General features: G+C 61.1%; 18 protein-coding genes and 1 tRNA gene. 13 read left to right on the forward strand and 6 right to left on the reverse strand.

The annotated features are described in order from the left end of the window. The first annotated feature begins 59 nt into the window (after nt 1-59). Nucleotides 60-935, forward strand: coding sequence for a LysR substrate-binding domain-containing protein (locus GLP43_RS11425; protein ID WP_237279403.1), 876 nt, complete (start codon nt 60-62; stop codon nt 933-935). A gap of 250 nt (nt 936-1,185) precedes the next feature. Here GLP43_RS11425 and GLP43_RS11430 read toward each other — a convergent pair whose 3' ends face one another. The 5 genes from GLP43_RS11430 to pdxH form a co-directional block, all read right to left on the reverse strand. Further along, entirely contained in the window at nt 1,186-4,839 is a 3,654-nt protein-coding gene (locus GLP43_RS11430; RefSeq protein ID WP_237279404.1) for a vitamin B12-dependent ribonucleotide reductase, read from the reverse strand. A gap of 640 nt (nt 4,840-5,479) precedes the next feature. Beyond that, nucleotides 5,480-5,556: transfer RNA gene (locus GLP43_RS11435), tRNA-Pro, on the reverse strand. A gap of 74 nt (nt 5,557-5,630) precedes the next feature. Then, on the reverse strand, nt 5,631-6,059 hold the full coding sequence (locus tag GLP43_RS11440) for a DUF192 domain-containing protein (protein ID WP_037945041.1): 429 nt from the start codon (nt 6,057-6,059) through the stop codon (nt 5,631-5,633). A gap of 35 nt (nt 6,060-6,094) precedes the next feature. Further along, on the reverse strand, nt 6,095-6,643 hold the full coding sequence (locus GLP43_RS11445; protein WP_174226609.1) for a cold-shock protein: 549 nt from the start codon (nt 6,641-6,643) through the stop codon (nt 6,095-6,097). Between the two features lie 72 nt (nt 6,644-6,715). After that, complete coding sequence (pdxH, locus tag GLP43_RS11450; protein ID WP_237279961.1) at nt 6,716-7,321, reverse strand: pyridoxamine 5'-phosphate oxidase; 606 nt, start codon at nt 7,319-7,321, stop codon at nt 6,716-6,718. Nucleotides 7,322-7,540: 219 nt separating this feature from the next. On the opposite strand from pdxH, the gene fabI reads away from it, so the two are divergent. The 6 genes from fabI (at nt 7,541) to GLP43_RS11480 (ending at nt 14,646) form a co-directional block, all read left to right on the forward strand. Continuing rightward, entirely contained in the window at nt 7,541-8,347 is an 807-nt protein-coding gene (gene fabI / locus GLP43_RS11455) for an enoyl-ACP reductase FabI (RefSeq protein ID WP_009824799.1), read from the forward strand. Nucleotides 8,348-8,351: 4 nt separating this feature from the next. Then, on the forward strand, nt 8,352-8,864 hold the full coding sequence (gpt, locus tag GLP43_RS11460) for a xanthine phosphoribosyltransferase (RefSeq protein WP_005853828.1): 513 nt from the start codon (nt 8,352-8,354) through the stop codon (nt 8,862-8,864). A gap of 136 nt (nt 8,865-9,000) precedes the next feature. Next, on the forward strand, nt 9,001-10,167 hold the full coding sequence (locus GLP43_RS11465) for an aminotransferase (protein ID WP_272903196.1): 1,167 nt from the start codon (nt 9,001-9,003) through the stop codon (nt 10,165-10,167). Nucleotides 10,168-10,234: 67 nt separating this feature from the next. Continuing rightward, nucleotides 10,235-12,079: a peptidyl-prolyl cis-trans isomerase gene (locus tag GLP43_RS11470; protein ID WP_237279405.1), complete on the forward strand. Its 1,845-nt coding sequence runs from the start codon at nt 10,235-10,237 to the stop codon at nt 12,077-12,079. Between the two features lie 12 nt (nt 12,080-12,091). Continuing rightward, nucleotides 12,092-13,603, forward strand: a complete 1,512-nt coding sequence (gene trpE, locus GLP43_RS11475) for an anthranilate synthase component I (RefSeq protein ID WP_237279406.1) — start codon at nt 12,092-12,094, stop codon at nt 13,601-13,603. A gap of 2 nt (nt 13,604-13,605) precedes the next feature. Further along, entirely contained in the window at nt 13,606-14,646 is a 1,041-nt protein-coding gene (locus tag GLP43_RS11480) for a succinylglutamate desuccinylase/aspartoacylase family protein (RefSeq protein ID WP_237279407.1), read from the forward strand. Nucleotides 14,647-14,711: 65 nt separating this feature from the next. Here the strand turns inward: GLP43_RS11480 and GLP43_RS11485 are convergent, their stop codons facing one another. Next, complete coding sequence (locus GLP43_RS11485) at nt 14,712-16,349, reverse strand: divergent polysaccharide deacetylase family protein (RefSeq protein ID WP_237279408.1); 1,638 nt, start codon at nt 16,347-16,349, stop codon at nt 14,712-14,714. Between the two features lie 158 nt (nt 16,350-16,507). Here GLP43_RS11485 and GLP43_RS11490 point away from each other — a divergent pair, with 158 nt between their 5' ends. From GLP43_RS11490 to GLP43_RS11515, 6 genes are read left to right on the forward strand one after another with little or no spacing between them, the layout of a single operon-like run. Continuing rightward, the gene (locus GLP43_RS11490; protein WP_237279409.1) at nt 16,508-17,089 is read left to right on the forward strand and encodes an anthranilate synthase component II; all 582 of its coding nucleotides are present in this window, start codon (nt 16,508-16,510) and stop codon (nt 17,087-17,089) included. Beyond that, nucleotides 17,086-18,105 carry an anthranilate phosphoribosyltransferase gene (gene trpD, locus GLP43_RS11495; RefSeq protein WP_237279410.1) on the forward strand — a complete coding sequence of 340 codons (1,020 nt, stop codon included), beginning with the start codon at nt 17,086-17,088 and terminating at the stop codon, nt 18,103-18,105. The genes GLP43_RS11490 and trpD overlap by 4 nt, the downstream gene beginning before the upstream one ends. Further along, nucleotides 18,102-18,770, forward strand: a complete 669-nt coding sequence (locus GLP43_RS11500; RefSeq protein WP_237279411.1) for a uracil-DNA glycosylase — start codon at nt 18,102-18,104, stop codon at nt 18,768-18,770. Before trpD ends, GLP43_RS11500 begins: the two co-directional genes overlap by 4 nt. Continuing rightward, complete coding sequence (trpC, locus tag GLP43_RS11505) at nt 18,767-19,591, forward strand: indole-3-glycerol phosphate synthase TrpC (protein WP_237279412.1); 825 nt, start codon at nt 18,767-18,769, stop codon at nt 19,589-19,591. Before GLP43_RS11500 ends, trpC begins: the two co-directional genes overlap by 4 nt. Next, nucleotides 19,591-20,064, forward strand: a complete 474-nt coding sequence (gene moaC, locus GLP43_RS11510) for a cyclic pyranopterin monophosphate synthase MoaC (RefSeq protein ID WP_237279413.1) — start codon at nt 19,591-19,593, stop codon at nt 20,062-20,064. The genes trpC and moaC overlap by 1 nt, the downstream gene beginning before the upstream one ends. Beyond that, nucleotides 20,061-21,233, forward strand: a complete 1,173-nt coding sequence (locus GLP43_RS11515; protein WP_237279414.1) for a molybdopterin molybdotransferase MoeA — start codon at nt 20,061-20,063, stop codon at nt 21,231-21,233. The genes moaC and GLP43_RS11515 overlap by 4 nt, the downstream gene beginning before the upstream one ends. Nucleotides 21,234-21,284: the final 51 nt, after the last annotated feature.

Consider the following 21,284-nt stretch of genomic DNA (forward strand, 5'->3'; position numbering starts at 1 on the left):
TAAAGGATTGATTGCCAATACGAATGACGGCAAGACTGTAGGAAAGATAGGACCCGACCATGAGACGCCTTCCCCATGTGACTTGGCTCAGCACCTTCGAGGCTGCCGCGCGTCACGGGTCCTTTGCAGCCGCTGCGGACGAGTTGAGCCTTACACCGGCTGCCGTCAGCCAGCATATCAAACTGCTTGAACAGACATTGCAGATGAAACTGTTTAAACGGCTGCCCAAAGGTGTAGAGCTGACGGACATCGGGCAGGCCTATGCCCAACCCGTGCGGCAGTCATTCGTCGACCTTCAGACCGCGACCGACGGGCTGTTCCAAACCCAGAAACAAACGACGCTGCATGTGCGTGCGTCGATCTCTTTTGGGGTGATCGTTCTCATGCCCCGACTAAACGAATTCCGCGCGCTACACCCGGAGATTAACGTGGTTGTGTCAACCACCGTATGGTCCGACCGGATGAGCGACGCGACCATCGACGTGGACATACGGTACGGCAACGGCGACTGGCCAGAGCCCGACATTTGGCAATTGCGACGCGGTCATGCGAATTTAATTTGCAGCCCGCAAGTGGCCCGCTCCCTGAGCGCCGATCCAGCCAACCTGAAAACCGCAGACATTGTGACGATCATCGGCTCTGAAAACGACTGGTCGCGCATGTTTGGCGCGTTGGGGATCGAAACGGCAGCCCCGCCTGTCTGGATGTCCGTCGAGTCCTCTTTGCTGGCGCTGGAAAGCATCACACCGGGGCGCGGCATCGCAATTGTCGATACGTTGTTTACTGACAGTTACGTCAAAAAAGGCACGTTGACGGTCCCATTCAAGCAGTCCGTGCCGACCACCCAGAATTTCTATTTGGTCGCCGACCCAGATCGCAAAACCCGCCCCGCAGTCGCCTGCTTTCGAGAGTGGATTGAATCAATTCTGAAGTGAACGGGGCGCAAAAGCACCTAGGGTAGGCTTGACGGTCCACCGTGCGGGCCACGCCCAAATGCACCCGTGTGACAGGCCGCTCCGACGATTTAAACGGAAGAAAGGGTGCCCGATGGGGCACCCTGAGTTTCGCCTGACCTTGCTCATCGTTCACCGCTCGTTTGTTTTATGCCTGCGGCAAGGCCAGCGTTAGGGGCAAGCGCACCTGCCCCATGTAGAAAGCCCCGACCACAAGGCCGGGGCGTTTGTCTTAGCTGCAGCCGGACGTGCCGCCGCAGGTGTTGCACTTCATGCAGGTGCCGTTGCGGACCAGCGTGTAGTTGCCGCACTCTCCGCAGGCTTCGCCCTCGTAGCCCTGCATCTTTGCCTTGGTGCGGGCGTCCATGCTGACCGCGCCGCTGGATACCGCTGTGGTCGATCCCATGCTGGCCGCAAGCGAGGCTTGGCCAGCCTGTGGCATCACACGGTCAAGCGTCTGCGTGTCGCCCTGCCCCTGCCCGCCTTGCAGCAGCACCAGATCCTGCGGCAGACGGTTGCGCAGATACCCCGTAGAGCTGATCTGCTTGAGCACCTCGAGCGAGCGGTTGGCGGCGGTTTCGGAGATCTCCGCCACATTGGCAACGCTTTCCTGATCGCCGCGGCCGAGGCTGTCAAAGCTGGCCCCTTCGGGTTGAACATGCGCCAGATCGGTACGGTCCAGATAGGACACGGCCAGCTCGCGGAACACATAGTCAAGGATCGACGTCGCGTTCTTGATGCTGTCGTTGCCCTGCACCATGCCAGCGGGTTCGAACTTGGTGAAGGTGAAGGCGTCGACGAATTCCTCAAGCGGGACGCCGTATTGCAGACCCACGGACACAGCGATGGCAAAGTTGTTCATCATTGCACGGAAGCCCGCGCCTTCCTTGTGCATGTCGATAAAGATCTCGCCCAAGGAGCCGTCTTCGTATTCACCGGTGCGTAAATAGACCTTGTGCCCGCCTACATTGGCCTTTTGGGTATACCCCTTGCGGCGCTGAGGCATCTTTTCGCGGTGCGATTTGATGATCTCTTTGACGATGACCTTCTCTACGATCTTTTCGGCCAGCACGGTGGCTTTCTCGTGGGTGGTGCCGCTTTCCAGCGTTTCGGCTGCTTCGTCATCATCCTCGACCAATGCAGAGGCCAGAGGCTGCGACAGTTTCGATCCGTCGCGGTACAGCGCGTTGGCTTTGACACCAAGCGACCACGACAGCTCGTATGCGTTTTGGCAATCCTCGATGGTGGCATCATTTGGCATGTTGATCGTCTTCGAGATCGCGCCAGAGATGAAGCTTTGCGCCGCCGCCATCATGTAGATGTGGCTGTTGACGGATAGGTAACGTTTGCCCTTCTTGCCACAGGGATTGGCGCAGTCGAAGATGCCGTAGTGTTCGGGCTTGAGGTGCGGCGCGCCTTCCAGCGTCATCGTACCGCAAACATGGTCGTTGGCCGCCTCAATGTCTTTCTTGGAAAAGCCCAGGGATTTCAGCAGGTCAAACGTCGGGTCGTTCAGCTTTTCGGCAGGGATGCCAAGGACTTGCGTGCAGAACTCCTCGCCCAACGTCCATTGATTGAAGACAAAGCGGATGTCGAAGGCCTGCGCCAGCGCCGCGTCGATCTTGGCCAGCTCGTTGGGGCCAAAACCGTGTCCGACCAGCGTGGTGTGGTTGATCGCAGGGGCGTTGCCGATGGTGCCGTGCCCGACGGCATAGCCGACGATCTCTTCGATCTGAGCCGAGCCGTAGCCAAGCTTTTCAAGCGCTGCGGGTACCGACTGGTTGATGATCTTGAAATAGCCACCGCCCGCGAGCTTCTTGAATTTCACCAGCGCAAAGTCAGGCTCGATCCCGGTTGTGTCGCAATCCATCACCAGACCGATGGTGCCCGTAGGCGCGATCACAGAGGTTTGCGCGTTGCGGTACCCGTGCTTTTCGCCAAGACGCAGGGCTTCGTCCCAGGTCGCGGTGGCGATGTCGATCAGGTTGGCTTGCGGGCAGTTTGCGTGATCCAGTGGCACGGGCTTGACCGAAAGTGCCTCGTAGCCATCGGCCTTGCCGTGGGCCGCGTTGCGGTGGTTGCGGATCACGCGCAGCATATGGTCGGCGTTCTTGGCGTGGCCGGGGAAGGCCCCCAGTTCGCCCGCCATCTCGGCGGAGGTGGCATAGGAAACGCCCGTCATGATCGCGGTCAGCGCCCCGCAAAGCGCACGACCCTCGTCGCTGTCGTAGCTAAAGCCCATGTTCATCAGCAGACCGCCGATGTTGGCATAGCCCAGACCCAGCGTGCGGAAATCATAGGACCGCTGCGCGATTTCCTTGGACGGGAACTGCGCCATCATCACCGAGATTTCGAGCGTGACGGTCCACAGACGCGAGGCGTGCATATAGTCTTCGACCATGAACTCCCCGTCTTGCAGGAAGGTCAGCAGGTTCATCGACGCAAGGTTACAGGCCGTGTCATCCAGGAACATGTATTCGGAACAAGGATTTGACCCGCGGATCGCGCCGTCTTCGGGGCATGTATGCCAGTCGTTTACCGTGTCGTGATACTGGATGCCGGGATCGGCGCAGGCCCATGCGGCGTGGCCGACTTGCTCCCACAGATCACGGGCGCGGATGGTTTTCGACACGCGCCCTGTGGTGCGGTCCAGCAGCTCCCAATCGGCGTCTTTTTCGACGGCATGCAGGAAAGCGTTGGTCACCCGGATCGAGTTATTGGAGTTCTGGCCCGAGACCGAGGAATAGGCTTCGGAATCCCAGTCGGTGTCATAGGTCGGGAATTCGATCGAGGTATGACCCTGCTTGGCGTAATCCAGCACGCGCTTGACGTATGTCTCTGGGATCGCGCATTTTTTCGCGCCTCGGATCGCGGCCTTCAACTGGTCGTTCTTGGCGGGGTCATAGGCGTCCGCCTCTGCGCCGTCCCATGCTTTGATCGCGGCAAACAGCTTGTTCAGCTCGCGTTCATGCATCTTCGAGCCAGCGACGATGCTCGCCACCTTTTGCTCTTCGATGACCTTCCAGTTGATGAAATCCTCGATATCGGGGTGGTCCGCATCAACGATGACCATCTTGGCCGCGCGGCGTGTGGTGCCGCCCGATTTGATCGCGCCTGCCGCGCGGTCACCGATTTTCAAAAAGCCCATCAAGCCAGAGGATTTACCCCCGCCCGACAGTTTCTCGCCCGCCGCCCGCAGGCTCGAGAAGTTGGTGCCGGTACCGGAACCGTATTTGAACAGACGCGCCTCGCGGACCCACAGGTCCATAATGCCGCCGTCACCTACCAGATCGTCAGCGACAGACTGGATGAAACAAGCGTGGGGCTGAGGATGCTCGTAAGACGATGTCGACCGCGTCAGCTTGCCGGATTTATAATCGACATAGTAATGCCCCTGCGCGGGACCATCGATACCGTAAGCCCAATGCAGACCGGTGTTGAACCATTGCGGGCTGTTAGGTGCGCCGCGCTGGCTGGCTAGGATGTGGCGCATCTCGTCATAATAGGCTTGGGCGTCTTCTTCAGTGGTGAAATAGCCACCTTTCCAACCCCAATAGGCCCAAGCGCCCGCCAGACGGTCGAACACTTGCTTCGACGAGGTCTCGCCGCCCATGGTCGCATCATCGGTAGGCACCGAGCGCCAGAGGAATTCTGGCACGCCCTTTTCCTTGACCTTCTTGGTCTCGGACGGGACGCCTGCCTTGCGGAAATATTTCTGGGCGATCACATCAGAGGCGACCTGGCTCCAGCTGGAGGGCACTTCGACGTTATCGAGGCGAAAGACCACCGACCCGTCAGGATTGCGGATTTCGGAGGCTGTGCTCACAAAGTCCAGTTCTGCGTAGGCATCCTGACCGGATCGCGTGAATTTTCTCTCGATTTTCATAAGTGCTGCCCCAAATTTTCAAACTCTCAACCAGCGGCATGATCGGGCCGCCAAACCTATCGCCGGTGTGCATCGTCTCCCGCACCCGCATCAGGTTGGTCTTGGATCTAGCCGTTTAACCGGCGCAAATGTGCGAAACCCAATGTCACCCGATCAGCATGCCATCTTTGAAATTCACCAGATGTAGTGGCCTGCCCGTCGATTTACACAAACTGGCGTATGCAGCCCTATTGGGTCAACGGCTTTATTATCGAAATAAGGGAAGTTGAGTCTTGACCGGATCGGCATTTTTTGAAGCTTCGGTCGGCACGGTGATTCAGCGAAATGATATGCACAGACAGCGGATCACGAGGGTGCTTTTCCACACCGCGGATAAAGTTAATAAACGCTAAGGTTTAGCGCGGCTGGCTCATGTATCGCTTGAGTTATCCACAAAATCCCCGACAACGGGCTGGGGATAAACATGGCGGAACTGTGGACGATAAAAATTTATGCAGCCACCAGATATAGGTTCGCAAACCCGGCCGTCTCACCAGATTTAGAGCGTGCATCTGTGGCAAAAAAGAAAGACTGCACACAAATACAGCGTTCTGATCTGCATGAAGCAGATCAGGAACACTATATGTGGTGGTTCTTAAAGTGGTCGGGGCGAGAAGATTCGAACTTCCGACCCCCTGTACCCAAAACAGGTGCGCTACCAGGCTGCGCCACGCCCCGACTGCGGCCTACTTAGCCCCAAGCAATCGGATTGAAAAGCCCTAAGTTCACAGAAAATGATAGTTTCTGACGATCTAACAGGGCCATGCCGGATTGCGCCCTGCAAACGCGGGATGGCGCAGCTCTGTCCCCGGTGTAATGCCCATCCGCGCGCTTAATCCGCCGTTGATTTCCAGCACCGCCAGCAGCGCATCGCTGCCCCCCTCAAGCGGAGATTCGTCAAGCGGGACCGCATTATGGTGGATGTGCTGCACCACACCGTGGGAATCGATGAACAGCAGGTCGAGGGGAATCAAAGTGTTGCGCATCCAAAAGCTAAGTGGCTGCGGTTCTTCATAGATAAAGAGCATACCCGCGCTGCCCGCCAGTGAGGTACGGTGCATCAATCCTTGGGCACGTTCACCGGCATCATCGGCAATCTCGACGCTAAAGCGCGCCTGTCCCCAGTCGCCGCGCAGCGTCACGCTGGTGTCACTGCATTTGGCAGCGGCCGCCCCCGCCATCGCCAGAGACGCTAAGGCAAAAAGACCCGCGCGGATTAGCTTTGCGCGGTGCCAGATGAATCGAGTCGTACCGTTTCCCATGCATGTACCTCTGCCGCCATCTGGCCGCGTTCCCCGTTAATGACCCGCAGCGCCAATGCCTCGCCCGGTTGCAAATCCGATAGGCCCGACTGGCGCAACACTTCTATATGTAGAAAGATGTCATCGCTTTTGCCAAACACATTCGCGAAACCGAAGCCTTTGGATTTATCAAACCACTTGACCCGCGCGGGTTCCAGCGGTGCGGCGGCAACCAGTGCGGGATCAATGCCCACGATATCCGACAACGCCATCGCCTGAGCGGCAGCAGGCGGGTGTACCGCATGGACCTGGGTCGCCTGTACCCCACGTTCGGTCTTTTGCACCGTCAGATCGATGCGCGCACCGTCCGCGACAGAGCTTTGACCATAATTACGTAACACATTGACGTGCAACAGGATATCAGGCCCGCCAGCGTCTGAGACAACGAAACCAAACCCCTTCGCGGGGTCAAACCATTTCACCACGCCGGAAATGGCAGAGCTATTGCTGGATACTTCTGACACAAATGTCCTTTGGTCTTCTCTAGGTCAGGCAACAGCGTGCCCGCGTACAAAATATCAGCGGCAAAAGCCGCCTTATGGGTTCAATCTCGTTACGCTCCAATCACCGTTTTGGTCGGCACGTCGCCAGACAAAACGGTCATGCAATCTATACTCTCCGTCGGCCCAGAACTCGATTTCTACCGGGGTGATCCGGTAGCCCCCCCAAAAAGGTGGACGGTCTGGGTTTGGCCCCTTTTTGGCGGTGACTTTTGCCACTTCGGCGACCAATGACGCACGGCTGGCTAAAGGGGACGATTGGTCAGAGGCCCAGGCCCCCAACCGGCTTTTGAGCGAACGCGACTTGTAATATGCGTCCGCCTGTGGGCCTTCTTCTTTGGAAATCACGCCGCGCACCCGTATCTGGCGGCGCAGCGATTTCCAATGCATCACGAAAGCAGCCTTGCCCGCGTGATCCAGTTCTTGCGCCTTTGCGCTGGTGTAGTTTGTATAAAAGACGAATGCCGCATCTTCGATTTCCTTTAGCAGCACCATGCGCGCATTGGGCAAACCGTCGGCATCCACGGTCGATAGCGCGATGGCATTTGGGTCGTTGACCTCTGTCTGGGTTGCCTCATCCAGCCAGCGGCGCGCAATCACATAGGGATCGTCACCGGCAAAAATGCCTTTGCGCACTTCCATGATCATGATCCCCTTCCTTGCGCACCGGCGCAATCTTGCGACAATGTCTTACATCAAATGACATACTAGAACAACTAAACACACTGTCGCGCCGAAAAACCGCCAGGGCGGTCTATCACGGCGCACTCTCAAGTGCCACGATCACCGTGCAGCCTTGATGCCAAACTATCAATAGCATAAACCGGATAAAAGTTCAGTGACATAGTCGAAGGAAGTACAATGGCAAATGACCTGATGGCAGGCAAACGTGGGCTTATCATGGGCCTCGCCAATGACAAGTCGATTGCCTGGGGCATCGCACGCACCCTTGCGGATGCCGGCGCAGAGCTGGCATTCTCGTATCAAGGCGAGGCGCTGAAAAAGCGGGTCGATCCGCTGGCGGCGCAACTGGGCAGCGATCTGGTCCTGCCCTGTGATGTGGGGTCGGAAGAGTCGATTGACGCGCTGTTTACCGCTTTGGGCGAACGTTGGGACGGGATCGACTTTATCGTCCACGCGATCGGGTTCTCTGACAAAAACGAATTGCGCGGGCGCTATGTCGACACCAGCCGCGCCAATTTCGCGATGTCGATGGATATCTCTGTCTACTCCTTCACCGCTGTGATGCAGCGCGCGGAAAAGATGATGAAGTCCGGCGGCAGCGCGGTCACGCTCACCTATTACGGTGCCGAAAAGGTGATGCCGCATTATAATGTGATGGGCGTCGCCAAGGCCGCTCTGGAAGCATCGGTCAAATATCTGGCCGAGGATCTGGGCAAGGACGGCATCCGCGTTAACGCGATCAGCGCCGGCCCGATCAAGACATTGGCCGCATCCGGCATCGGCGACTTCCGCTATATCATGAAGTGGAACGAGTATAACTCGCCGCTGCGTCGCAACGTGACCATCGACGATGTGGGTAAATCCGCGCTGTTCCTGCTTAGCGATCTTGGCTCGGGCACGACGGGCGAGAACCTGCATGTGGATGCGGGCTACCACGTGGTGGGCATGAAAGCCGTCGACGCCCCAGACATGGCAAAGGAATAACGACATGAGCAAGGATGCCTCGCGCCTGCCCCATGAAAAAGGGTTTCACATCAGCTGGGACCAGATCCACCGTGACAGCCGTGCGCTGGCGTGGCGTCTGGACGGCATGGGCCCCGATGACGGCGGCTGGCGCGCTGTGGTTGCGATCACCCGTGGCGGCATGGCCCCCGCGATGATCGCCGCCCGCGAGCTGGATATCCGCACCGTCGACACGATTTCGATCAAGTCCTATGACCATCAGGATCAATCGGACGCGGTCGTGCTCAAGGCCCCCGATGCAGAGCTGATGGGCGACGGCACCGGCATCCTGATCATCGATGATCTGGTGGATTCCGGTAAAACTCTTGAGGTCGTGCGCCAACTTTACCCCAATGCGCATTTGGCCACCGTCTATGCCAAGCCCAAGGGCCGCCCGCAGGTGGATACCTTTATCACCGAAGTCAGCCAGGATACGTGGATTTTCTTCCCCTGGGATATGGCGCTACAATATGTAGAGCCCTACCGCGGCAAAGACTAAGCGGCTCGCCCGCAGATACCTGCCTTCGGCGAGGATTTAGGACCATTTGGAAGCAGCGGCCCCGCGCCGTGTCAGACTTTGCGCTGGTCCGCTCGCCGAAGGGCCCCCCTCCCTCGCCCAGTCAGGAGCATTGACCATGACCCCGCGTACCGCTGCGACTTTCTCTCCTCCGGTGATGGAGGCGCGCCGCTGGTTGACGGGCGTCCATTTTGACGCCGACCGCCCCCTGATCAACGTGAGCCAAGCCGCCCCTGTCGATCCGCCCCCGCAGGCGATGCGTCAGGCCATGGCTGATGTCGCGCTGAACAACGATGATGCGCATCTTTACGGGCCTGTGCTGGGTCTGCCCGAATTGCGCGACGAGCTGGCCGCGCAGGTCAGCGCCCATTACGCCGGCGCGGTAGAGCCCGCGCAAGCGGCGATTACATCGGGCTGCAACCAGGCCTTTGCCGCTGCGATCGCCACGCTCTGTGCCGAGGGGGACGAGGTGATCCTGCCGGTGCCGTGGTATTTTAACCACAAGATGTGGCTGGACATGTCGGGTGTCGCCGCCGTGCCGCTGCCGGTGGGGGATGCGCTTTTGCCCGACCCCGATGAGGCTGCCGCCCTGATCACCGACCGCACCCGTGCCATCGCCTTGGTGACGCCCAACAACCCGGGCGGCGTTGAATACCCCGAAGAGCTGGTGCAGGCGTTTTTCGATCTGGCCCGTGCGCGCGGTATCGCCCTGATCCTGGACGAGACCTATCGCGACTTTGACAGTCGTTCCGGCCCGCCGCACCGTCTGTTTCAGGACCCCGACTGGCACGATACGCTGATCCATCTGTATTCGTTTTCAAAGGCCTACCGTCTGACCGGTCACCGTGTGGGCGCGATTGTCGCCTCCCAGACGCGTCTTGCGGAGGTAGAAAAGTTCCTGGACACCGTCGCCATTTGTCCCGGCCAGATCGGCCAGCATGCCGCCCTTTGGGGGATGCAGAACCTTGACACATGGCTGGCCGGCGAGCGGCGCGAGATCCTGGCGCGGCGACAGGCGATTGCCGACAGCATGCACCGTTTGGACGCGAAAGGCTGGAAGCTTTTGGGGCTTGGCGGCTATTTCGCCTATCTCTCGCATCCCTTTGACGAAAGCTCTGCCACATTGGCCCCGCGGCTGGTGCGCGAGGCGGCCGTGCTGACCCTGCCCGGCACCATGTTCCATCCGGCAGAGGATGTCACCGGCAGGCGGCATCTGCGCATCGCCTTTGCCAATCTGGATGTCGCGGGGATCGACGTGCTGTTTGACCGTCTGACACAGGTCTAACGCGGCTCTTGCCCCCCTGCCGCGCACCGCATAGACAGGGCAAAACGTGCGTTTAAGGGATGACACCATGAAAGCCAAAGGCAACAGCTTTACGAAAACCGCAGTATGGGGGCTGATGGGTCTTTTGATCCTGGGTCTGGGCGGTTTTGGCGCGGTCAATCTGAACGGCAGCGCACGCACCGTCGGCGAAGTGGGCGACAAGTCTATCTCGGTTGACGATTACGCCCGCGAGCTGCAGCAGCAGATCCGCGCCATCGAAAGCCAGTCCGGCGAACAGCTTAGCTTTCAAGAAGCCCAAGCCATCGGGCTGGACCGTGCCGTGCTGCAACGTCTGGTTCGTTTGCGCGCGCTCGACAATGAGGCCGACGAGATGGGCCTATCCATCGGCGACGCAAACCTGCGCGAACGCGTTGTGGAAATCCCGTCTTTCCAAGGCGTTGACGGGAATTTTGACCGCGAGGGCTATCGCTTTGCGCTGCAGCAGGCCGGTCTGAACGAGAACGAATTCGAACAATCGCTGCGCGAGGAAGCGGGTCGCACATTGCTGCAGGAAGCAATCACCGGCGGAGCTACCATGCCCGACGCCTATGCCGACACGCTTGTCTCCTATGTGGGCGAGCAGCGCAGCTTTACCTGGGCCAAACTGACGCAAGATGATCTGGATGCGCCCCTGCCCGACGCCACCGATGCGCAGCTGCAGGCCTATTACGACGAGAACGCCGACCAGTTCATTCTGCCCGCCAGCAAGACCATCAGCTATATCACCATGGGCCCGCAGGATCTGCTGGACGAAGTAGAGCTGACCGACGAAGAGCTGCAGTCCGCCTATGACGACCGCGCGGATGAATACATCCAGCCCGAACGCCGCTTGGTCGAACGTCTGGTCTTCCGCGATCAGGAGGCCGCCGATCAGGCTGCCGCCGCGCTCGAGGTTGATGGCAACACATTTGAGGGGCTGGTCGCTGACCGTGGGCTTTCCCTGTCGGATGTGGATCTTGGCGATCTGAGCCAGCAACAGCTGGGTGCCGCAGGGGACGCCGTGTTTGCTGCCGAAGTGGGTGATATTGTCGGCCCGCTGCCCAGCAACCTCGGGCCTGCATTGTTCCGTGTAAACGGTGTGCTGCCGTCGCTGAACACCACCTTCGAAGAAGCGCGCCCGACGCTGGTGCAAGACCTTGCCGCGGACCGCGCCGCCCGTCTGGTAGAGGTACGTGCCCAAGATCTGGACGACCAGCTGGCCGGTGGTGCCACGCTGGAACAGATCGCCGAGGAAAGCAAAATGACCCTCAGCACCATCGAATGGACGCAGGACAGCAGCGAAAGCATCGCCGCCTATGCCGGTTTCCGCGAGGCCGCGACACGTCTGACCGAGAATGATTTCCCTCAGATTGCACAGCTGGATGACGGTAGCGTTTTTGCCATGCGTCTTGATGGCACCAAAGAGGAACGCCCCAACCCGTTTGACGCCGCCCGTGCAGACGTGGCCGAGGCGTGGCAGAACGCACAATTGATCACCGCCCTGCGTGCCAAGGCCGAGAGGCTGCAGGCCGAGCTTGCCGATGGCGCGGACTTTGCCGAGCTGGGTCTGGAGCCCAAGACCGGGACCGACCAGACCCGCGACGCCGTGGTCAGCGCCGCGCCGCAGGGGTTCATCGCCGCTGTGTTTGACGCAGCCCCCGGCGAGGTCGAACTGCTGGAAGGTGCCGGCGAGGTCGCGCTTGTCCGTCTTGATAGCATCAAGGACGCGGGCGAGAATGACCGGATGACGCAGGTCAAAACCCAGATCGCCACCCAGCTGGATGACCAGCTGTCGCAAGCGCTTTTCGCCGCTTTCTCTGACGACGTGATCCGCCGCACGGCACCGCGTGTCGATCAGCAGGCGATTGACGCCGTCCACGTGAACTTCCCCTAAGTTAGGTCTCCCATGTCGTTGACACCCGATTATGACAGCTTTGCCGCAGGCTATGCGGCGGGCAAGAACCAGATCGTTTACACCCGTCTGGCTGCCGATCTGGACACGCCTGTTTCACTGATGCTCAAGCTCACCGGTGCGGCGCAGAACGCCTTTGTGCTGGAATCCGTGACCGGCGGCGAGGTCCGCGGGCGCTATTCGATTATCGGGATGAAGCCCGATCTGATCTGGCGCTGTCAGGGCACCACATCGGCAATCAACCGTTCGGCACGCTATGACGTGGATGCCTTCGACGATGTCGCGGGGGATCCGCTGGACACATTGCGTGCGGTGATCGCGGAATCGAAGATTGACCTACCCGATGACCTGCCGCAAGCCGCCGCCGGGCTGTTCGGCTATCTGGGCTACGACATGATCCGGCTGGTGGAACATCTGCCGAATGTGAACCCCGATCCCATGGGGCTGCCCGATGCGATGATGGTGCGCCCCTCGGTGATTGCCGTGCTTGACGGGGTCAAGGGCGAGGTCACGATCGTGTCGCCAGCTTGGGTGTCTGACGGGCAATCGGCCAAGGCCGCTTATGCCCAAGCCGCCGAACGCGTGATGGATGCGGTGCGTGATCTGGAACGGTCGATGCCCGGCACCAGCCGTGATCTGGGCGACGCCCACGAAGAATCCGCCCCCGTCAGCAATTTCACCCGCGAAGGTTATAAATCCGCCGTTGAAAAAGCGCGCGAATACATCGTGGCGGGCGACATCTTTCAGGTGGTGCCGTCGCAACGGTGGGCGCAGGGGTTCTCGCAGCCGCCCTTTGCGCTGTATCGCAGTTTGCGCCGGACCAACCCGTCGCCCTTCATGTTCTATTTCAATTTCGGTGATTTCCACGTCGTCGGGGCCTCGCCCGAGATCCTTGTCCGCGTCTTCGGCAACGAGATCACGATCCGCCCCGTTGCGGGCACCCGTCGTCGCGGGGCCACGCCGGAAGAAGACCGCGCGCTAGAGGCTGATCTGCTGGCCGACCAGAAAGAGCTGGCTGAACATCTGATGCTGCTTGATCTGGGCCGCAATGACGTGGGCCGAGTTGCCAAGATCGGCACCGTGCGCCCGACCGAGGAATTCATCGTCGAACGCTACAGCCACGTGATGCACATCGTGTCCAATGTCGTGGGCGAGCTGCGCGACGACCGCGATGCGCTGGATGCCTTCTTTGCCGGGATGCCCGCGGGCACGGTCTCGGGCGCGCCCAAGGTCCGCGCGATGGAGATTATCGACGAGCTGGAGCCCGAGAAACGCGGGCTTTACGGCGGCGGTGTTGGCTACTTTAGCGCGGGCGGCGACATGGACATGTGCATCGCGCTGCGCACGGCCGTTATCAAGGATAAAACCCTGTATATTCAAGCCGGTGGCGGTGTCGTCTATGACAGCGACGCAGAGGCGGAGTATATGGAGACGGTGCACAAATCCGACGCGATCCGCCGTGCGGCGGCCGACGCGGCGCGGTTTGCAGGTCAAGGGAACAGCTGAGGATGCCGACGCAAGCCCCGTTCGAGATTTCGGGTCAACACGTGGCACCCGGCTCTCGGGCACAGATCGACTTGCCGATCTCGATCCTGCCGGACCACACGCCGGTCGGCCTCTCGCTTGAAGTGATTCACGGCAAGCGCCCCGGCCCCACCATGTTTGTCAGCGCCGCTGTTCACGGGGACGAGCTGATCGGGGTCGAGATCGTGCGCCGTCTGCTGCGCGCACCGCAGTTGAAATCCCTGCGGGGAACACTGCTGGTGATCCCGGTGGTGAACTCTTTCGGTTTCCTGAACCGGTCACGTTACCTGCCGGACCGGCGCGATCTGAACCGTTGTTTTCCGGGGCACCCGTCGGGGTCTTTGGGGTCACGGCTGGCGCATATCTTTCTGAACGACGTGGTGCTGCGCTGTGATTTCGGAATCGATCTGCATTCGGCCGCGATCCACCGGACCAACCTGCCGCAGGTGCGGATCTCTCCTTCAGATGCGGTGACGCGGCGCATGGCCGCCAGCTTTGCCGCTCCGGTGGTGCTGACCTCGCCCCTGCGCGACGGATCGCTGCGCGCGGTCGCCGCCGCCAAGGGCACGCCGGTGCTGCTGTACGAGGCGGGCGAAGGGCTGCGCTTTGACGAGATGGCCGTGCGCGCGGGCGTTGCGGGTATCTTGCGGGTCATGCATGCCGAAGACATGCTGCCGGCCAAGGGCATCGCCCCTTCGCGTCGGCAATCCCATGTCTGTTCCAGCTCTACGTGGTTGCGCGCGCCCGTGGGTGGGCTGCTGCGTACCTTTAGGGCCGAGGGGGAGACCGTGAAACAGGGCGACGCGCTGGCAACAGTCTCTGACCCGTTCGGCAAGACCGAAGAGGATATTACCGCCCCCCATGACGGCATCCTGATCGGCCGCGCGATCCTGCCCGTGGTGAACGAGGGCGACGCGGTCTTCCACTTGGCAAAACTGTTGCCCAAGGCCGTCGCAGATACGGTCGAGGATATGATTACGCAGCTCGAAAGCGACCCGCTGTTCGACGAAGACGAGATTATCTAGGCTCGTCATATCCAGGCACGTCGAAGCCCGCGCAGCGCGCAGGTTTCGACGGTTGTATCGGCAGATCATTCAGGTGTGGCGTTTTTCAGCACGGCCGAGACAGGGGCGAGTGCCACTTGGCTGGCACGGTCCTGCAACCCCCAGACCAACAACGCCGAGATCGTCTCGGGCCGCATCCGCCCCATCATGATCACCGACCCTTCGATCCCCGCCTTGAACGCGGCCTGATCAAGGAACCGCCGGATCACGGTGGGCGTCTGCCCCTTGCTATCAAAGTCGCGGAACACGGGTGCAGCGGGCACGCCCTCTTTCACCGCAAGCTTGGGCATCGTGTTCAGTCCCTTGTCCTGGGTCACAAGGCCATAGCCCCCCTGCCCAAGGATCGCAGTCACCTGATCTGCTGTGGCGCGGTCAGGTTGCAGCCCGGCACCCTGCCCTTCAAGCACGCCGATCACTTCGGGCATGCGCGAGAAGGCGACCGCCAGCGTGGTCTCTGCATCGCTTGGCTGCGCACCTTGGGGCAGGTCGACCATCGCCAGCACCTCGAACCCTTCGTTGCGGTATGTCTGCATGCGCTCTGCCGCGTCGGGCAGGCTGACGTCGACCGCAAAGCTCAGCGGATAGGGAAAGCTGCGCAGCGCGGCGATACCGACCTCGCCCCCTTGCAGATCACTGCCCACGTCCATCAACAGGACGCTCATCAGCGGTTTGTCATCGGGGTTCGCGAAAGGCTGACCATAGCGGGTGATGGCGGGGCGTTGTGCGGTGGCTTGCGCCTCGGGGGCGGTCTGTTCGCCCGATTGGGCGTTCGGCAGGCGGTTGATCGTCACGCCCGTATCCCGTTCAGAGGTGATCGCCGCAGGGGTGCCGATTGTGGGCCGCCCGTCTGTGCGTTGCTCGGGCGCGCCAAAGACGACATCGGCAGGGGCTTCTTCGGGTTGCGCGTCGGGCGTGCTTGGCGCGGTGGCGACATCGGTGTCCGGCGTGGGCGACACTGGAGTGGTGTCCGGTATGGGCGACACTGGAGTGTCGACGCTTTCGTCGGCGGTGACGGGCGGTGCTGTCCGGGTCTCGATGCCAAGCGCATCCGGCTCGGTCGGTTCCATCGGCGCGAGCGCCATCGGATTGGGCAAGACAGGATCATCAAGCGTGATCTTCGGTACCGCCGCATCGGGCACGGTCACGGGGGCTGTCGCGTCGATGTCCTGCGCGATCTGCGGCGCGGGCTGGGGCGTTGGCGCGACCTCTGGCTCGGGCTTTGGTTCCGGCTGTGGTTCAGGCTCTACCGTCTCAGGCGCTGCCGCGACGTCCGGCGCGTGCTCTGAAGGTGCATCTTGCACAGTCTCTTCCGCGACCGGTGCTTCTACATCTGGCGCGACCTCGGCTTGAGGCAAAGTCTCGGGCTCTGGTTCAACGGTAGGCTCCTCAACGACAGGCTCTTCGACAACTGGCTCCGGCGCTGGCGTGATCACATCCTCGTTAGTGTCCTCAGCCGCCTTTAGGGGCGTTTCATCAGTCTCTACCACGGGCGTTTCCGCCACATCGGGCGCATTAGTCGCGCGCTCTGCGTCAGGCGCGTCACTTGGCACAGGCGTGTCTTGCAAGGGCGCGGGCCCCATAGGCACCATGAAGGACGCGACACCGGCGACGCCGACACTGAATACCGCACCAATAAGGATGCCGCCAATAAACCCGCGTGACATAGATGATCGCTCCTGTTTTTGTTCCGGTTCGCGCGGCTCTCCGGCCTGCTGCCCTTGACGATAGGTCTTAACCCTGAACATGTATCAGCGGACATTATACCGTGGTTTTGCGCGGTTCCTCTAGCCCTAAACCCTGCCCCAATACAAAGAATTGCCGCATGCTGCTCTTGATCGATAACTACGATAGCTTCACCTACAACCTCGTACACTATCTGGGTGACCTCGGGGCCGAAGTTGAAATCCGCCGCAACGACCAGATCGATGTGCAGGCCGCGATGGCGATGAACCCCGCGGGGATCATCCTGTCGCCCGGCCCCTGCGATCCGGATCAAGCGGGGATCTGCCTTGCGCTGACGGCAGCCGCCGCTGAAACAAGCACGCCGCTTTTGGGTGTGTGCCTTGGCCATCAGACGCTGGGTCAGGCGTTCGGCGGCAAGGTCGTGCGCGCGGGCGAGATCGTGCACGGCAAGATGGGCATGATGCACCACAAGGGTCAGGGCGTCTTTGCGGGGCTGCCATCGCCCTTTGCCGCCACACGCTATCATTCGCTAATCGTTGACCGCGCCACCCTGCCCGACTGCCTTGAGATCACGGCAGAGCTTGAGGACGGCACGATCATGGGCCTGCAGCACCGCGACCTGCCGCTGCATGGCGTGCAGTTCCACCCGGAATCGATCCGCTCGGATCACGGGCACCAGATGCTGCGAAACTTCCTGAACAACGTAAAGGTGCCCGCATGAGCGATGCCCTGAAACCTCTGATCGATGCGGCTGCCAATGGCCCGCTGACCCGGGATCAGGCCGAGACCGCGTTCCAGATCCTGTTCGAGGGCGAAGCGACCCCCAGCCAGATCGGTGGTTTTCTGATGGCTCTGCGCACCCGTGGCGAGACGGTGGATGAATATGCCGCCGCCGCCCATGTCATGCGCGCCAAATGCAATCCCGTCACCGCCCCCGAGGGCGCGATGGACATCGTGGGCACCGGCGGCGATGGCAAGGGCACGCTGAATATCTCTACCGCGACGGCCTTTGTCGTTGCCGGCGCGGGCGTCGTGGTGGCGAAACATGGCAACCGCAACCTGTCGTCCAAATCCGGTGCGGCGGATGCGCTGACGCAGATGGGGCTCAAGGTGATGGTCGGACCAAAGGTGGTCGAGGCCGCACTGCGCGATGCGGGCATCGGCTTTATGATGGCCCCGATGCATCATCCCGCGATTGCCCATGTCATGCCCACACGGTCCGAACTGGGCACACGCACGATCTTCAACATCCTCGGCCCGCTGACCAACCCTGCGGGCGTCAAACGGCAGCTGACCGGTGCCTATCGCCGTGATCTGATCCTCCCGATGGCCGAAACCCTTGGCGCACTTGGCTCTGAAAAAGCATGGCTTGTGCATGGCTCCGACGGGACGGACGAGCTGACGATCACCGGCACCAGCTGGGTCGCCGCGCTGAACCCTGATGGCACCATTTCCGAATTCGAGATCACGCCCGAAGACGCGGGTCTGCCGGTCCACCCGTTCGAGGATATCGTCGGCGGCACACCCGAAGAAAACGCACGTGATTTCAACGCACTGCTGGACGGAACCCCGTCGGCCTACCGCGATGCGGTCTTGCTCAATTCGGCGGCGGCGCTGGTCGTGGCCGATGCCGCACCCGATCTGAAAGCAGGGGTAGAGATGGCACGCCAGAGCATCGACAGCGGTGCGGCCCGTGACAAGATCACCCAAGTCGCGCGGATCACCCAGACCGCATGAGCCGTTTTGACCTGTCGCGCCTCGGGGCCTGGCGCGACCTTGCGTTCTTTGACGATACCCTGCCCGGCATCGCCGCCGCGCTGGCCGCTGACCCGCGCGAGACGCTGCCGCCCGGGCGCCAAGTTTTCGCCGCGCTGGAACATACGCAGCCCGACGCGGTGCGCGTGGTGATCCTGGGGCAAGATCCCTATCCCACCCCCGGCCACGCCCACGGCTTTGCCTTTTCGGCCCGCGCCGATACCAAACCGCTGCCCCGTTCGCTCTCCAATATCTATAAGGAAATGGTGGAGGACATCGGTGCCTGCCCACCGGATGCCGATCTGCGGTTCTGGGCGGATCAGGGCGTGCTGTTGTTGAATACCACATTGACCGTGCCCGCGGGGGACGCAGGCGGTCATGGAAAACTGGGCTGGCAGCAGCTGACCACGCAAATTCTTGGCCGCTTGGCCGACCGTCCCCGCGCCTATTTGCTGTGGGGCGCGCATGCGCAAAAGGTCGCGCGGGATGTGGACGGGGGAGCGAACTTCAAACTTGAAACCCCGCATCCGTCGCCCCTTTCCGCGCGGCGTGGGTTTTTCGGGTCACGCCCCTTCTCGCGCTGCAATGACTGGTTGCACGCCCAAGGCCAAGCGGCCATAAACTGGGCAACACCGGAGACATCATGACCGATACCAACACTGGCACCATCCTAGACAAGATCAAAGCCTACAAGCTGGAAGAGATCGCCGCCGACAAGGCCGCCAAACCGCTTGAGGCCGTAGAGGCAGAGGCGCGCGCCGCCTCGCCTGTGCGCCCCTTTGCCGACGCGTTGTTCGACGCCTCTCGCGAGGGGTACGGGCTGATTGCCGAGGTCAAGAAGGCAAGCCCGTCCAAAGGGTTGATCCGCGCCGATTTCGACCCCGCTACACTGGCCGCTGCCTATGCCGCCGGTGGTGCGACCTGCCTGTCGGTGCTGACAGATACGCCCAGCTTTCAGGGGGCCAAGGAATATCTTGTCGCCGCCCGCGAGGCCTGCACCCTGCCCGTGCTGCGCAAGGATTTCATGTATGACCCCTATCAAGTCGCCGAAGCGCGCGCGCTTGGGGCCGATTGTATCCTGATCATCATGGCCTCTGTCAGCGATGCCCAAGCGATCGAGCTTGAGGATGCCGCCGCCCAATGGGGCATGGACGCGCTGATCGAGGTGCATGACAAAGCAGAGCTGGACCGCGCCGCCGTGCTGAAAAGCCGCATGATGGGGATCAACAACCGCAACCTCAAAACCTTCGAGACGACGCTTGATACCACGCGCCGCCTGTCGAAACATGTGGATGTGGAAAAGATGATCGTATCGGAAAGCGGGCTGAACACGCCCGGAGATCTGGCCGATATGGCGAAATACGGATCGCGCGTGTTCCTGATCGGGGAAAGCCTGATGCGTCAGGACGATGTAGAGGTCGCAACCCGCAACCTGCTGGCCACACCGCTGCGGCCGGGAGGCATGTAATGGCGCTGACGCATTTTGACGGCAAGGGCGACGCGCATATGGTCGACGTGTCGGACAAGCCCGTGACGTCGCGGGTAGCCGTTGCTGAAACCCACATCAAGATGTTGCGCAAAACCTTTGATATCATTACAGAAGGACGCGCCAAAAAAGGTGATGTCATGGGCGTGGCCCGTCTGGCGGGGATCATGGCTGCAAAACGCACCGCCGATCTGATTCCACTGTGCCACCCTCTGCCGATCACCAAAGTGTCGGTTGAACTGACACCCGATGCCGACCTGCCCGGCCTGCGCATCGCCGCGACCGTCAAGACCACCGGACAGACCGGCGTCGAGATGGAGGCACTGACCGCCGCATCTGTCACCGCGCTGACCGTCTATGACATGGCCAAGGCCGTGGACAAAGGCATGGAGATCGGAGGCCTGCGGGTCGTGCTGAAAGACGGCGGCAAATCGGGCCGGTACGAAGCAGAATGATCTCTGTCAGCGACGCCCTGTCGCATCTCTTTGATCTCGTCACCGCCGCCGAGGTGGAAGCGGTCCCGCTGCGTCAGGCCGCGGGCCGTGTGCTGGCGCGCGATGTTGTTGCCACACGCACCCAGCCGCCTTTCGCGGCCTCCTCTATGGATGGCTATGCTCTGCGCCAGACAGAGGTCGAGCCCGACGCGATGTTCAAGGTCATTGGCGAAGCGGCGGCGGGCCATCGGTTTGACGGTGTGGTAAAAGCCGGTCAGGCCGTGCGCATCTTTACCGGTGCCCCTGTCCCCGAGGGCGCTGATTTCGTTGTGATCCAAGAGGATACGACCCGTCGTGGCGATCTGATCATGCTGGGCCATGACATCGGCCCCAAGACCAATATCCGCCCCGCCGGTGGGGATTTCCACGCAGGCGACAAGATGGATGCGCCGCGCCTGCTGCGCCCCGCCGATATCGCGCTGCTGGCGTCGATGAATGTGGCGACGGTGCCGGTTCATGCCAAACCACGCGTCGCGATCATCGCCACGGGGGACGAGCTGGTGCAACCCGGCGAGGTGCCGAACCCCGACCAGATCATCGCCTCCAACACCTATGGCCTGGCCGCCCTGCTCGAACAGCATGGCGCGCAATGCCGCATGATCCCGATTGCCCGCGACACGGTGCCGTCGCTGACCCAAGCCTTCACCATGGCGCAGGATGCCGATCTGATCATCACCATCGGCGGTGCCTCTGTCGGAGACCACGATCTGGTCGCCCCCGTCGCCGCCCAAATGGGGATGGAACAGTCTTTCTACAAAGTCGCGATGCGCCCCGGCAAACCGTTGATGGCGGGGCGGCTGCGAGATGTCCCGATGATTGGCCTGCCCGGCAATCCGGTGTCGGCAATGGTCTGCGGGACGGTCTTTGTCGTGCCGGTGCTGCGCAAGATGCTGGGCCTGCCCGCCGCGCCCGCCACGCGCGTTGACATCCCGCTTGGCGTCGATCTGCCCGCCAACGGGCCGCGCGAACATTATATGCGTGCGATGGTCCGTGACGGTGCCGTCCTGCCCGAAGACAATCAGGACAGTTCGCTGCTGGGAATCCTGTCGCGCGCCGATGTCTTGATGGTCCGGCCGCCCCACGACGGGGCGCGCACTGCCGGAGAGATCATTGGCTGTATTCCTCTCTGACGGTTGACACAAAACAGGAACATCCCTAGAACAAACCCCAAATAGAAACGG

The sequence above is a fragment of the Sulfitobacter sp. M39 genome (assembly GCF_021735935.1).
Taxonomy (GTDB): Bacteria; Pseudomonadota; Alphaproteobacteria; order Rhodobacterales; family Rhodobacteraceae; genus Sulfitobacter.

Coding starts and splice junctions, on each gene's coding strand:
- trpC (WP_237279412.1), top strand. CDS start 18,767: ATGACCGATACCAACACTGGCACCATCCTAGACAAGATCAAAGCCTAC.
- pdxH (WP_237279961.1), bottom strand. CDS start 7,321: ATGGAAGTGCGCAAAGGCATTTTTGCCGGTGACGATCCCTATGTGATT.
- fabI (WP_009824799.1), top strand. CDS start 7,541: ATGGCAAATGACCTGATGGCAGGCAAACGTGGGCTTATCATGGGCCTC.
- GLP43_RS11440 (WP_037945041.1), bottom strand. CDS start 6,059: ATGGCGGGGGCGGCCGCTGCCAAATGCAGTGACACCAGCGTGACGCTG.
- GLP43_RS11470 (WP_237279405.1), top strand. CDS start 10,235: ATGAAAGCCAAAGGCAACAGCTTTACGAAAACCGCAGTATGGGGGCTG.
- trpD (WP_237279410.1), top strand. CDS start 17,086: ATGAGCGATGCCCTGAAACCTCTGATCGATGCGGCTGCCAATGGCCCG.
- GLP43_RS11500 (WP_237279411.1), top strand. CDS start 18,102: ATGAGCCGTTTTGACCTGTCGCGCCTCGGGGCCTGGCGCGACCTTGCG.
- moaC (WP_237279413.1), top strand. CDS start 19,591: ATGGCGCTGACGCATTTTGACGGCAAGGGCGACGCGCATATGGTCGAC.
- GLP43_RS11425 (WP_237279403.1), top strand. CDS start 60: ATGAGACGCCTTCCCCATGTGACTTGGCTCAGCACCTTCGAGGCTGCC.
- gpt (WP_005853828.1), top strand. CDS start 8,352: ATGAGCAAGGATGCCTCGCGCCTGCCCCATGAAAAAGGGTTTCACATC.
- GLP43_RS11515 (WP_237279414.1), top strand. CDS start 20,061: ATGATCTCTGTCAGCGACGCCCTGTCGCATCTCTTTGATCTCGTCACC.
- trpE (WP_237279406.1), top strand. CDS start 12,092: ATGTCGTTGACACCCGATTATGACAGCTTTGCCGCAGGCTATGCGGCG.
- GLP43_RS11465 (WP_272903196.1), top strand. CDS start 9,001: ATGACCCCGCGTACCGCTGCGACTTTCTCTCCTCCGGTGATGGAGGCG.
- GLP43_RS11485 (WP_237279408.1), bottom strand. CDS start 16,349: ATGTCACGCGGGTTTATTGGCGGCATCCTTATTGGTGCGGTATTCAGT.
- GLP43_RS11430 (WP_237279404.1), bottom strand. CDS start 4,839: ATGAAAATCGAGAGAAAATTCACGCGATCCGGTCAGGATGCCTACGCA.
- GLP43_RS11480 (WP_237279407.1), top strand. CDS start 13,606: ATGCCGACGCAAGCCCCGTTCGAGATTTCGGGTCAACACGTGGCACCC.
- GLP43_RS11490 (WP_237279409.1), top strand. CDS start 16,508: ATGCTGCTCTTGATCGATAACTACGATAGCTTCACCTACAACCTCGTA.